Here is a 13,807-nt window from a genome sequence, read left to right on the forward strand (position 1 = left end):
CCGTATATTCTTATGGCTGCTGTACGCAAACACCTCTCCTTGTAAAAGCCACTCCCCGCAAATACCGCCCAACACGTCCAAATAGTCAACTTTGAGAGCATCATATCCCGAACTTATCGATTTATCAGCAGATCTGATAACTGCTATAAGAACATTCGAATTGACCGTTTCCCCTAGCTATGATAGGTTCAGAGGAGTAATAAAATTAATTGTATCGTATTACTGGGAATTAAAATCGGATGCTTTTGCGAGGTGGATATTGTTGGAACTTCAAGTAACGAACAGCCCTTTCAACCAAGAGCAGGTTGATCTGTTGAACCGTTTGCTGCCGACATTGACGGAAGCACAGAGAACCTGGCTCAGCGGCTATATTACAGCTCTCCAAAGTACGGCAGCTGCCTTGGCTATCCCTGCTGCTGCTACGCAAGCGACGGTTTCGGTCAGCGCAGCTCCCGCGGCGGCTGCACCGAAGGAAATCACCGTATTATTCGGCTCTCAGACCGGCAACTGTCATGGATTGGCGAAGAAGCTCACCAAGAAGCTCGAGGAAACAGGGATGAAGGTCACGCTGTCATCCATGAGCGACTTCAAACCGAACACGCTGAAAAAGCTGCAGCATCTCCTCATTCTCGTGAGCACGCACGGTGAGGGAGAACCGCCGGATAACGCGATCCCTTTCTACGAATTCCTCCACAGCAAGCGTGCTCCGCAATTGGACGGTTTGCAGTATTCCGTGCTGGCGCTGGGAGATACCTCGTATGAGTTTTTCTGTCAGACCGGAAAGGATTTCGACAAGCGGCTCGAAGAATTGGGAGGACAACGGCTGGCGCCGAGAGTGGATTGCGACGTAGATTTTGATGAGCCGGCATCCGAGTGGATGACTCAAGTTCTTCGATCCTTGAATCAGTCCGGCGGGCTTTCGGCTGCTTCGGGTGAAGCTGCTGCGGTAGCTCTGAGCGAGAGTACGGAATCGGAATATTCGAGAAGCAATCCGTTTCAGGCCGAAGTGCTGGAAAACTTGAACTTGAACGGCCGGGGTTCAGAGAGGGAGACCCGCCATATCGAAATATCCCTCGAAGGTTCCAATCTCCAGTATGAACCGGGGGACAGCCTCGGGATTTACCCGGAAAATCATCCGCTGCTGGTAGATGAGCTGATTACGGCGATGGGATGGAATGCGGACGAAGAGGTTGTGATCAACAAGAACGGCGAGGTGCGCAAGCTTCGCGATGCGCTGCTGCGTCATTATGAGATTACCGTGCTGACAAAGCCTTTGATTGAACAAGTGGCGAAGCTGACGGGCCATGAAGGGCTGAAGGGCCTGCTCGAGCCAGGCCACGAACAGGAGCTGCGCAATTACATTCAAGAGCGCGACCTGCTGGATTTGGTTCAGGATTACGGATTGCGGGAAGTGCCAGCCCGTGATTTGGTAGGGGTGCTGCGTAAGATTCCAGCACGCCTTTATTCGATTGCAAGCAGTCCGAAGGCATATCCGGACGAGGTTCACATTACGGTACGAACGGTCCGTTATGAGGCACATGGCCGGAACCGTTACGGCGTTTGCTCCGTTCAATTGGCCGAGCGGCTAGAAGCCGGCGATTCGCTGCCGGTGTACATTCAGCACAACCCTAACTTCAAACTGCCGGCGAATCCGGACACGCCGATTATTATGATCGGACCGGGTACGGGCGTTGCTCCGTTCCGGGCATTCCTCGGGGAACGCGAGGAGATAGGCGCCTCCGGGAAATCATGGTTGTTCTACGGGGATCAGCATTTCGCCACGGACTTCCTGTACCAGATCGAATGGCAGCGCTGGCTGAAGGAAGGGGTACTGACGCGGATGGATGTAGCCTTTTCCCGTGATACCGAGCAGAAGGTTTATGTACAGCACCGCATGCTGGAGAACAGCAAAGAGTTTTACCAGTGGCTGCAAGAGGGAGCCTGCGTTTATGTATGCGGTGATGAGAAGAAGATGGCTCATGACGTGCATGCAGCGCTGGGCACCATACTGGAGCAGGAAGGCGGCCTTAGTCCGGAAGAGGCATCGGAATACCTTACCCTTATGCAGCAACAGAAACGTTATCAGCGGGATGTCTATTAATTTTGGAAACGATATCCCGTGATCGCGAGAGGAGAGCAGGGACATGTCTGACAATCATTTGTTATCACCGAATAGTGCACCGCATAGCGATGTAGAAGATATTAAGCGCCGAAGCAACTATCTGCGAGGCAGCCTGGTCGAGACGCTTGAAGACCGCATCACGGGCTCCATCCCGGAGGATGATAACCGGCTCATGAAGTTCCACGGCAGCTACATGCAGGATGACCGGGATTTGCGGAATGAACGGCATAAGCAAAAGCTCGAGCCTGCCTATCAATTCATGCTTCGCGTTAGAGCCGCCGGAGGCGTGGTGACGCCGGAGCAATGGCTGATGATGGACCGGGTCGCACAGAAGTATGCCAACGGGACGATCCGGTTGACTACCCGTCAATCGTTCCAGCTTCACGGCGTGCTTAAGTGGAATATGAAAAGCACGATCCAGGAAGTGAACGCAGCGATGCTGAGCACGCTGGCCGCATGCGGTGACGTGAACCGGAACGTCATGCTGAATCCGAATCCGTACCAATCCGAGGTTCATTCGGAGGTCTACGAATGGGCACGCAAGATCAGCAATCATCTGGATCCCCGCACACGGGCATATCACGAAATTTGGCTCGATGGAGAAAAGGTTGTCGACAGCCGTGAGGATGAAGAGCAGGAGCCGATCTATGGCAAAGTCTACTTGCCGCGTAAATTCAAGATTGGCATTGCGGTTCCGCCTTCCAACGACGTCGACGTGTTCTCGCAGGATCTTGGCTTGATCGCGATTGTGGAAGACGGGAAGCTCCAGGGCTTCAATGTAACGGTAGGCGGCGGCATGGGGATGACGCACGGGGATCCGCTCACTTATCCGCAGGTAGGGAAGCTGATCGGCTTCTGTAAGCCGGAGCAGGTCATCGATGTTGCGGAGAAGACGGTTACGATTCAACGTGATTACGGCGATCGGGCCGTGCGAAAGCATGCCAGATTCAAGTATACGATCGATGACCGCGGAATCGGCTGGTTCGTAGGCGAGCTGAGCAGCCGGCTGGGCTGGGAGCTGGAGGAGGCGCGTCCGTTCCATTTTGACCATAACGGTGACCGCTATGGCTGGGTAAAAGGCAGCAATGGACGATGGCACTATACCCTCTTTATCCAGAACGGCCGGGTGAAGGACGAACCGGATTATTTGCTGATGACGGGCCTGCGGGAAATTGCGAATATTCATAACGGCGATTTCCGCCTCACGGCGAACCAGAATCTGATCATTGCCAATGTCAGCAGCCATAAGAAGAAAAAGATCGAGGAACTCATCCAAACCTATGGATTGACGGACGGCAAACACGGCTCTGCGCTTCGCCGCAATTCCATGGCCTGCGTGGCGCTGCCGACCTGCGGTCTGGCAATGGCGGAGTCCGAACGCTACCTGCCTTCGCTGCTGGATAAAATCGAACCGATGCTTGCGGAGCACGGACTGAGCGAAGAGGATATCGTCATTCGGATGACCGGTTGCCCGAACGGCTGCGCACGGCCGATGCTTGCGGAGATTGCATTTATCGGCAAAGCGCCGGGCAAATACAATATGTACCTGGGTGGAGGCTTTTCCGGTCATCGACTGAACAAGCTGTACAAGGAGAACATCGGAGAAGCGGAAATTTTGGATACCCTTCGTCCGATCATCGCCCACTATGCCCAAGACCGGCACGACGGCGAGCATTTCGGTGATTTTGTCATTCGGGCAGGCTATGTGCAGGAGGTACTGGACGGCCGGCAGTTCCACGCATAATCGGTTCGCGAAAAATAGCAAGAGCCTCACCCTTCTGTCCAGGGTGAGGCTCTTGAATTATTTCGGATAGGGATCAAACGCTTCCTTTGGAAACCGCGCTTCGTTTCAATAACGGAAGGAGGAAGAGGACGCCAACAAGGAACAGGATGGAGCTGATCGAGTAGACGGTAACCAAGGAGGAGACGCCTTTCAACATGCCGCCCAGCGACATGCCGATGACCATCATGCCCATGAACATCGGGGTGAGAATGCCGCCTACCCGGCCGATAAAGGAGCTGTCGGTATTTTTCAGGATCAGCGTATTGATGCCGATGTGGATGCAAGGGTAGAAAAAACCGTTCACGACTTGAAGCAGCAGCGTTAGCGGGATATGGGTAGAAAAGCCGATACCGATTGTTCCGAAGGCGCTGACGGCAAGTCCAGCGGCCAGTAGAGTTTGAGGGGAAACCTTCTTCGCCAACCACATGACGAATCCACCGCCAACGAGCATAGCCGCACCGTTCGCTGTCAGCAGCCATTGAAGAAACGCTTTGTCCTTCCCCAGATTCTCGATCGTGACGAACAGCAATAAGGGCTGGATCAGGCCTGCCGCCAGCCCGGCGACCGTAAACGTAGCGCCAAGAGAGCGCAAGGCGGGCCGATTCCAGACATACTGAAACCCTTCCGTCAACTCTCGTTTAAAATCAGGCTTATGAGATGGCCGGGCATTCTTCTCGTCTCTTGGCAGACGGGATAGGAACAGTGCGGATCCGCTGAATAACACGCCCGTAACGACCAGCGATATTTCGATGCCGTACCGCTGGTAGACGAAAGCTCCGGCGATCGGACCGATGACCATAAAGAAAGCCACCATCGATTGAAACATCGCCATCAACGATTGAAGCTGCTCCTCCGGCACATGACGTTTAAACAGCTTCATCGTGGAAGGCTGCGAGAATTGGGAGAAGATAGCTGAGAAAAAGGTTAGTCCGAGCAAAGCCTGCCATGATCCGAGGTGAACGGCGACCAATACGAGAAATACGGAAAGGGCGGACAGCATATCAGCCCCCAGCATCGTTCGTTTGGGCTGCCAGCGGTCGGCATACGTTCCTCCGATGATCGCAAAAAGGAAGATCGGCGCATATTCCGCAACGGATATCAGCGAGACGTACAGCGGGTCATTTTGGGTCAAATCCGTAACGTACAGCAAAATCGCAAAGTTACGGACCCAAATGCCCAGGTTGAGAAACACCCGCGACAGCAAAATGACGCGGACGTAGGGATTGTTAGACACGGAAATAGGGCTCCTTTCTAGGCTATCGAATGAATCAAGCTAAATAACGTAATCAAACAAACGAATGCGCATAACGATGTTTAATACATAGACATAATAATAAAATGTCTATAAAAATACAAGTGTTTATTTTTCCGTGTTTATGATGCTGCAGAGGAATAGGCGTATACTTCGGCGATATTATCGTTCGTGCAGGCTATGTGCAGGAGCAGGCTATGTGCAGGAGGTACTGGAACGGCCTGCAGCTTCAAGCCTAAACGTACAGATAGACGAAATAAGAGCCACTCCCTTGATGATAGGGGTGGCTCTTTGTTTTGTGCTTGTTTATAGGGCTGTGATTCCAGCGGGATCCTTGAAATAATCCATCAAGAACTCGCGAAATGTGCGGGCAGCCAGAGACAGATATTGTTTGCTATGCCAGACCAGCCGGTAATCGCGCCTGCATTTCGGTTCCGTGATCGGAATCAGCGTAAGCTTACCGTCCTGAGCGCTTTTGCATCCGTACAATGCAACCCCGATCCCCGCTCGAACCAGGCTGGCAACCGCCGGCGGCTCATCCACCCTGCATACATACTTTGGACGGATTCCCGCTTCACGAAAGTACTCGTCATACATCTTTTGAAAAATAAAATCTTCTTTATATCCAATAAACGATTCTCCGCCCAGCTCGTACAACCGGACACTCGTTTGACCCGCCAGCCGGTGCCCCGCCGGTACCGCTAAATAGATGTCTTCGCTCAGCACGGTAACCTGGGACAAAAAGGGCTGCTCCAGGGCTATTGCAGTAAAGCACATATCGGCCCGCCCGTCTTCCACCAGTTGGATCATTTCATCCGGACTGACCTGGGAGATCTTGAAGTTCACGTCAGGATATCGTCCAATAAATCGGCTGAGCGGATCGGACAGCAGGTCGAGCGTAGAGGTTGCCAAGTGGATGCTTCCATGCTCGAGACCGGCCAGCTCCATTACTTCCTTCTGACCTTCCTCAAGCAGCCGCAGCGCGCGATCCACCTTGTCCAAATATAATTTACCAAATGCATTTAACCGAATCCGTCCGCCGTAGCGATCAAAAAGAGGGACGCCGACATCGGCTTCCAGCCTTGCAATCGTCTTGCTAAGAGCAGGCTGAGCGATGTGCAGCTCCTGTGAGGCCCTCGTCATATGTTCCATTTTGGCTACTGTCTGAAAATAACGCAGCTGGAGCAGCTCCATCTTCATCCCCCTATATACTGAAGTATATGATCAACATGTTAGGATATATATTTCAGTTTATTCCAGAAGCCATATAAAATACAAGTGAAACAGAAGGTCATTCCTCTATTTATCGGGGATTCCATTTAAGTCAGGAGTGTTATGCATGGAGAAACGGTCAATTAAGTCACCCACGGACCGCCTCATGGTCTTAGTGGCCCTCACCCTTGCCGTTACGGTTATGAATGCAACGATGTTCAACATTGTGCTTCCAGAGATTCGGCATGAATTCAAGCTAAGCATGTCAGAGGTCAGTTGGGTGAGCACCACGTATTTGCTGGTGTTTGCGGTCGGCAGCGTAGTGTACGGCAAACTCGCAGATGCTTGTCGGTTAAAATCCCTGATTACGTTTGGATTCATTACCTTTGCGGCGGGCTCGCTTGTCGGGATGCTGTCGTTATCCTATGGCATGGTCATTGCCGGACGGATACTGCAAGCCGCAGGCGCGGCTGTAATCCCTGCTGTATCAGGAATAATCCCTGTTCGTTATGTTCCGTCATCCACGAGGGGGAGAGCCCTGGGGATTACGATGACGGGCGGCGCTGTCGGCAGCGCCGCAGGCCCGGCGTTGGCAGCCCTGCTGTCGAGCGTTGTGCATTGGCGGCTATTGTTCCTGCTGCCTGTGCTGACCCTGCTGTTATTGCCGCTTTACTACAAATATTTACAGGATGATCAGCAAGGCCGCAAGGTAAGGATGGATTGGCTTGGAGGAGGATTGCTTGCCGGGACGATTGCCATGCTGCTGCTGTTCGTAACGTCGGTGGCACCATGGACATTCATTGGCTTCGTTTTGCTTATGTCGGCTCTGCTCCTGAGAATAACGAGTTCTGAAGAACCTTTCATCAGTCCCCGGCTTTTTTCGAATAGGCGTTATGCGCTGGGCCTGGGTATTGTCTTTATGACAACCGGCATCGGCTACTCGCTATCATTTCTGACACCGACCCTGCTGTCCGAATTGCATGGGATGGGAGACGGCAGGTCCGGTTGGGTGCTGGTACCCGCTGCTGTCCTCGCAGCGCTCTTAAGCAAGTCGGGAGGGCGAGCGGCGGATCACAAGGGCAACAGCTTTCTTTTCTTCTTAGCCTCGACGCTATACATGATCTGCTTCATGATGATGTCTTCTTTTTCAATGGGTGCGCAGATTCTCATCGCCTTATTCCTAATCTTTGGCACTGTAGGCCAGGCGTTTATGGCGATTTCGCTTACCAAAACCATATCGCTGGCCCTTCCGAAGGATCAAAGCGGTGTTGGCCTGGGGTTGATGTCGATGCTGAATTTTGTTTCAGGAGCTGTTTTTGCCAGCCTGTACGGAAGAATGGTGGACCAAGGGATCGGTTCAGCCTGGAACCCTTTGATTGGAGAGAAAAGCGCTGAAGCCAATACCTTCAGCAACATTTATTTGCTGCTGGCCATGCTGATGATGGCGGTCGTCATGATCTATGCAGCAGCGTTCATACGGCGGTCGAAGAAGCTTCAGGATGCTTCCTCAACAGGGTGAAAGTCCAGGTGCGGAAAGGGCGAAGGAAGTTATATCTGTCAAAATTAATTTCGTATAAAGGAGAGGTTGTATATGAAAGCCATGGCAGTATCCACTTTCGGTCCTCCGGAAGTCTTAACCCTGATGGAAATGGAGAACCCCTCCGCAGGTCCCGGCACCGTGCGAGTTCGGGTGAAAGCTGCCGGCGTGATGCCCTTTGATTGCCGTGTACGGGAAGGAACGATATCCTATGTCCGTAATAAACCGCTGCCCATCATTCCGGGGAATGAGTTTGCCGGGGTCATTGATCAGGTAGGCGAGGGGGTTGAGGGGTTCGAGGCCGGTATGGAGGTGCTAGGCTTCTCCCTATTCAACAGCTATGCGGAGTATATCGTAGTCAGTGCAGACCAAATCGTAACGAAGCCGCCGTATATGCCGTGGGATATTGCAGGAGGTTTATCCGGCAACGGCCAAGGAGCGCATATGGCCCTGAAGGCGATCGGCATCGGGCATGGCGATACCGTGATCATCCATGGCGCGGCAGGGGGATTCGGCACATGGGCCTGCCAGCTGGCTAAGCGCTGGGGGGCCAAGGTCGTCATCGGTACGGCTAGCGAAGCAAACCATGACTATTTGCGTTCACTCGGCGTCATCCCCGTCCATTACGGGGAAGGACTTGTGAAACGGGTACGCGCGATTGCACCCCAGGGCGTAGATGCTGCACTTGATGCCGCAGGAGCCGAGGCGCTTAGGGCTTCGGTAGAGCTTGTTCCGGACAAGAAACGGATACGAACGATGGTAGCGAGCGAGACCGCCGACGAGCTTGGCGTACCTGCGCTGGAAGGCATGCGAAGCGCAGCCAGGCTCCAAGAGCTGACCGATCTGTATGAGGAAGGGGCCGTTCGGATCCATCTCCGCCAAACCTATCCGCTAGCATTGGCGCAGGAGGCGCATCGCCTGGTAGAGACCGGCCACGGACGAGGAAAAGTGGTATTAACTTTATAAGCCAAGCTGAGACTTTTACGAATGGAAGCCGCGATGATCGCGGCTTTTTCATGTCTTAAGCCAGTCACTGCCGGAACTGATACCAGACCCAGGCTTCATCATGTATATTTAATAGCAGAGCGTATTCATTAGAATTATATGAAAGCGCTATCCGTAGTTTATAAAATCTCAGAATTTATAGGATATTAGGAGGAATCCGCATGAAAGTGCTGATTGCAGATGATGACGTTTACACGAGGGAAGGGCTTGTGGAGTCTATTGACTGGGAGGATTATGGCGTCAGCGAGGTTCTTCAGGTGGAGGATGGGGCTGAAGCGCTTCGGAAGGCGACCATTCATCGACCGGAAATTGTTATTACGGATATCCGAATGCCCAAGCTGAACGGCATTGAATTCGCGGAACGGTTGGTTGCAGCCTGTCCGGACAGCAAGGTGCTCTTTATAAGCGGCTATATGGACGTCGCTTACTTAAAAAGCGCGATCCGCCTCGCAGCCGTAGACTATGTCGAGAAACCGATCAAGCTGCCTGAGATGGAGGAGGCCATCCGGAAAACGATCCGGTTCATTCAGCAAGAACGAGAACGGCATGTTCTGCTGGATCAAAAGCTTGAACTGGAGCGAACGAAACTGGCCAATGTCTTGCGTACGCAGTCGCTTGGCGGGGATGAAATTAGGCGGATATGCGATGCGGCAAGGTTTCCGGCGGATGTGAGCTATGTATGCTTGGTCGTATCACGATGGGATCAAGAGGGCCAAGGATGGGCGATAACGAGTCCGAATGACAATGACTGGGGAACCTATGCTCCAGCTGTCTTAACGGAACAGCTTGATCAGAACCGGCAGCTGATGATCGTTCCGCTACGTAGCCCGAATGAGCGCGGAGCTGTCCTTCATGCGGCAGAACGCTTATGCGGGAGCGGGAGGGAGATTCGGATCGGTGTCGGCTCTGTCGTTCCGCATCTCGATGAAGTGCCAAGAAGCTTCCATGAATCTGAGATTGCCCTGGAGCTTATCTTCTTTCGGCACCGGACCAGCATCATCGTATACGATAAGTCCTCGTGGATTCCTTATATGATCAAGGGCGACATCTATTTGGAATTCTATCACTATTTGAAGCAGAGCCCGAATGAACTGACCGGGTGGATGGAATCCTTTTGCGACCGGCTGATGAATGGCGGATATATGCCCAGAACGAGGGTTATGTCATGGATCCTCTCCTTTGCACACGCGATGCTAAGCGAAAGAGGCGGAGTGCTGCTGACAACCGGTAAAGTGTATCAATTCCAAGAGATCGAGAACCATTTGAATGCCTGCCGGTCCATGCAGGAAGTCAAGCAGTTTATCCTTAGCATCTGTCATGCCTACCAAAAAGAAGCGGAAGAAGTTTCTCCCTATTCGCACGTTGTCCGTACCGTGTTGTGCTATATATCCAGACATTGCAGCAACGCGGATCTGGATATTCGAGAGATTGCCGATCATGTCCATCTGTCCGCCGCTCATCTCGGCATGCTCTTTAAACAAGAGACGGGGACGACGATGAAGCAGTATTTGAACGATTACCGCTTGGAGCTGGCGAAACGGCTCGTTGCGGGGGAGCACTTCAAAATGGCCGATATAGCTCGAATGTGCGGTTATGCGAGTCCGGGCTATTTTACCAAAGTATTCAAAACGTCCACCGGCTTGACGCCGGTTGAATATCGAAAGAAGCGCTGCGGATGAAGCTGGGGGCGTGGCTTGGCAATTTATCGCTGCAGAAGAAGCTGATGATCCTGTTTGCGCTTGCCGGTATCCTTCCGCTTGTAATCACGTTTTTCGCTACCTATGGGCAGCTCCGAGATTCCGTGATCAGCCGGCAGAGCTATGCCGCGAATCAGAGCTTCGAACAAACCCTTTCCTTGTTGTCGAGTAAGTTCTCTCATATTGAGGAAGTATCGTCGATGATTATGATTGATGAGCAGATGAATGCCGTCTTCTCTCAGGATCCGGATTACATGCAGGTATGGGAGCAGCTGTCCGCCTTCGAGCGGATTACGGACTACACGCGGATCTTGCAGACGAATTCGGAGATGAACGGCATCGTCTATTACATTGATGACGGCTTTGTCGTTACAGGTCCCCGGGCGGCTATGTACCGGCCGATCGGGAGAGTAGAAGACCTTCCATGGGCACAGAAGATCATGGCAGCCAAAGGGGATGCGGTGTGGGTCCTGGCAGAGGATGAGGCTTCGCCTTCAAAGACGCAGCTGATCCTTGGCAGAGTGCTGTGGAATGTCAACGATTATTCGACGCCGGTAGGCATCGTTACGATTCGGGTGGAGCTGGGCCAGCTTCAATCCTACGTCATGAACACGGCCGTAGAGCAGCTGATATACGTAGAGACCGAGGACGGAGAAGTCGTGATCAGCAACGGGCAAGATGAGCTGGAGCATCGGCAGCAGTTGTTTACGAAACAAGTGACCAGGGAGCGGTTCGAGCCCGTCGCAACGGATAACAAGAAGTATCTGGTTAGGGATTCAAGAATCGGATCGACGAATCTGTTTCTGCATTCCGTCATTTCAGCCGATTTGGCCGCTCAAGCGGTCAATCAGGTTCGCAATCAAGTGCTTATCGTGTATGGGGCCGTATGCCTGGCTCTACTGGTATGCATCATGCCGGTAACCAAATCCATTACGCGGCGGATTTTCTTGCTAATGAACAAGATGAGCCAGGTCCGGCAAGGCCGGCTGAGCACCTTGGATATCGCGACCCAAGAGGATGAAGTCGGGCATTTGGTCTCGAGCTACAATTATATGATCAACAGCGTCAAGGAGCTGATGGATACGCAATACCGCCTCGGACAGGAGATTAAAGGCGCGGAGCTCAGAGCTTTGCAATCCCAGATCAATCCGCATTTTCTGTATAATACGCTGGATATGATCGTGTGGATGGCGCAGAAGGATGAGAAGAAGAACATTCAGCATGTGGTGTATGCGCTGTCCGATTACTATAAGCTGATTCTGAACAAGGGCGAGGACTTCGTTACGGTGAAGGATGAGCTGCGGCTGTGCGAAATGTATGCGGCCATTCAGCAAAAGCGGTTCAAGGGAAAGATCCGATTTGCCATTGAGGTGGAGCAGTCCGCTGAAGCGTGCCTGCTGCCGAAGATTACCCTGCAGCCGCTCGTTGAGAATGCGATCGTGCACGGGATCTTGGAAAAGCCTGAGGGTGAGGGGCAAATCATTATCCGAGGCAGCACCCGGGATGGCAGATTGCAGTTGACGGTAAGCGATGACGGACCGGGGATCGGAACGGCGGATACGCGCACCTCGAAGCATCGCGGCAGCGGATATGGACTGAACAATATTCGGAAACGATTGGAATATTACTTTAACGAGCCGAATGGGATTGATTTGCGCTCGCTCCAAGGAGCGGGGACAACCGTGTATATCGACGTTCCGGCCATAATGAAGGGTACGGAAGAACCGGATTCATAACGTACAGGATGGATTATGGCAGCAGAATACTTCGCTGTCATTACGGAGGGGAAATGCATTGAAATCAATACGGATCAGAAGTTTGCCTGCGGCCTGTTTCATCGTTTTCGCGACCGTTTTCGCCGTTGTCTTAACGTCTTGCTGGAATGAAGGACCCGGCACGGGAGCGGTCGATCAGACGGTGGATACGGTGGATATGATAACAACCCCTGGTGGAACACCGGTTGTGGAGTTGAGGGCCATTACCATGGGCCGTCCGCCGGCCAGTGGGATGGATAATTTCTATAAGCAGCTCGATGCTCTAACGATCCGGGATCTTGGAGCGACTATTCGTTTCGATTACATTCCCTGGGGAGATGAAATGAATCAGATCAGCAAAGCGATTGCATCCAAAGAATATGACCTTTACGTGGGAGGGGCATGGTCCGATTTTACAACCTTTGCCTTGAAAAATGCGTTTGCCGACCTGGCGCCCTTGCTCGGACAAGTCCCTGATCTGGTCGACCATTACAAGGGCTCGCTGGACAGCGTCATGATCAACGGCGGCCTTTATGGCATTCCGCAGTACAACAAGCCGGGCGGGGGAGGCGAAGGCATGTTGTACCGGGAGGATTTGCGCAAAGCTTGGGGACTGTCGGAAATAAAAGATCTGGATACGGCAGAACAGTATCTTTACCGGGCCAAAGAGGAATATCCGGAGACCCCGATGATTAATGATAAACGCTTCGCGGATAATATCTGGACCCTGACGGCAGGCTCCAAGTATATCGAGCTGGTAAAGGGCTATGCGGTTGTCTCGGTCGAAGATCCTTACACAGCCGTCAGCATATATGATACACCGGAGTACAAGCAGGTTCTGCAGCGGGCCCGGAAATGGTATGAGGATGGCATCGTCAGCCGCGACATCCTTGCCGCTCAGGGTAATGCAACCAGCGAAACGCTGGAATGGATGAAAGCCGACGAGAAGCCGCTTGAATTCAACAATCATTTCGGAGCCGTCAGCAGCGGTTACATAGGGGTGCTGAAAGAGCTGCATCCGGATTATGAATACGGCTGGTTCGATTATTTTCTTGACCATACGCCAGCCTATTTGCCGTTTATGGCCCCGGATAGTACGACGATGATCTCGGTGGGTGCGCACTCCGAGCATGTGGAGCTTGCACTGAAGCTGATCGAGAAAGCCCATACGGACCGAACGTATTACAATTTGCTGATGTATGGTGTCGAAGGTGAGAACTACAAGCTCGACGGCGGTCTTGTGAGCTATGAGGGCATTAAAGCAGAAAACAAAAAGCCCGGTTGGACGGGACTGCATGATGGCTACATGAGCCTTCCGGAGAAATATCCCGATGATGGCAGGCCATCAGTACGTATTTACAAAAGGAAGGCCTCAAGCGGGCTGAAGCTAACGGCCTGAGCCCGCTCGCAGGCTTCGTCCTGAACCCACAGAAAGTCACGGCGGA

The 13,807-nt window shown here is 52.6% G+C and carries 9 protein-coding genes; 7 read left to right on the plus strand and 2 right to left on the minus strand.

The genetic code is table 11. From position 1 onward, the window contains the following. Positions 1–262: 262 nt before the first annotated feature. Entirely contained in the window at positions 263–2,101 is a 1,839-nt protein-coding gene (locus NSQ46_RS13765) for an assimilatory sulfite reductase (NADPH) flavoprotein subunit (protein ID WP_028406558.1), read from the plus strand. A gap of 43 nt (positions 2,102–2,144) precedes the next feature. Continuing rightward, complete coding sequence (gene cysI / locus NSQ46_RS13770; protein WP_342576866.1) at positions 2,145–3,866, plus strand: assimilatory sulfite reductase (NADPH) hemoprotein subunit; 1,722 nt, start codon at positions 2,145–2,147, stop codon at positions 3,864–3,866. A gap of 73 nt (positions 3,867–3,939) precedes the next feature. On the opposite strand, the gene NSQ46_RS13775 is transcribed toward cysI, so the two are convergent. Further along, a complete protein-coding gene (locus tag NSQ46_RS13775; protein WP_028406556.1) occupies positions 3,940–5,139 on the minus strand; it encodes an MFS transporter in 1,200 nt (399 codons plus the stop codon). Positions 5,140–5,463: 324 nt separating this feature from the next. Beyond that, positions 5,464–6,351 (minus strand): LysR family transcriptional regulator, encoded by an 888-nt coding sequence (locus tag NSQ46_RS13780; protein ID WP_144865957.1) that lies wholly within the window; start codon positions 6,349–6,351, stop codon positions 5,464–5,466. A gap of 145 nt (positions 6,352–6,496) precedes the next feature. On the opposite strand from NSQ46_RS13780, the gene NSQ46_RS13785 reads away from it, so the two are divergent. The 5 genes from NSQ46_RS13785 (at position 6,497) to NSQ46_RS13805 (ending at position 13,761) form a co-directional block, all read left to right on the plus strand. Next, the gene (locus NSQ46_RS13785) at positions 6,497–7,888 is read left to right on the plus strand and encodes an MFS transporter (protein WP_342576867.1); all 1,392 of its coding nucleotides are present in this window, start codon (positions 6,497–6,499) and stop codon (positions 7,886–7,888) included. Between the two features lie 72 nt (positions 7,889–7,960). Beyond that, entirely contained in the window at positions 7,961–8,872 is a 912-nt protein-coding gene (locus NSQ46_RS13790; RefSeq protein ID WP_007130137.1) for an NADP-dependent oxidoreductase, read from the plus strand. A gap of 200 nt (positions 8,873–9,072) precedes the next feature. Then, a complete protein-coding gene (locus tag NSQ46_RS13795) occupies positions 9,073–10,590 on the plus strand; it encodes a response regulator (protein WP_342576868.1) in 1,518 nt (505 codons plus the stop codon). After that, positions 10,587–12,344, plus strand: coding sequence for a sensor histidine kinase (locus tag NSQ46_RS13800; RefSeq protein WP_144865945.1), 1,758 nt, complete (start codon positions 10,587–10,589; stop codon positions 12,342–12,344). The genes NSQ46_RS13795 and NSQ46_RS13800 overlap by 4 nt, the downstream gene beginning before the upstream one ends. Before the next feature lie 58 nt (positions 12,345–12,402). Next, positions 12,403–13,761, plus strand: coding sequence for an extracellular solute-binding protein (locus NSQ46_RS13805; protein ID WP_342576869.1), 1,359 nt, complete (start codon positions 12,403–12,405; stop codon positions 13,759–13,761). Positions 13,762–13,807 lie beyond the last annotated feature (46 nt).

This window comes from Paenibacillus sp. FSL M8-0142 (assembly GCF_038597315.1).
Classification (GTDB): Bacteria; Bacillota; Bacilli; order Paenibacillales; family Paenibacillaceae; genus Paenibacillus_AQ; species Paenibacillus_AQ lactis.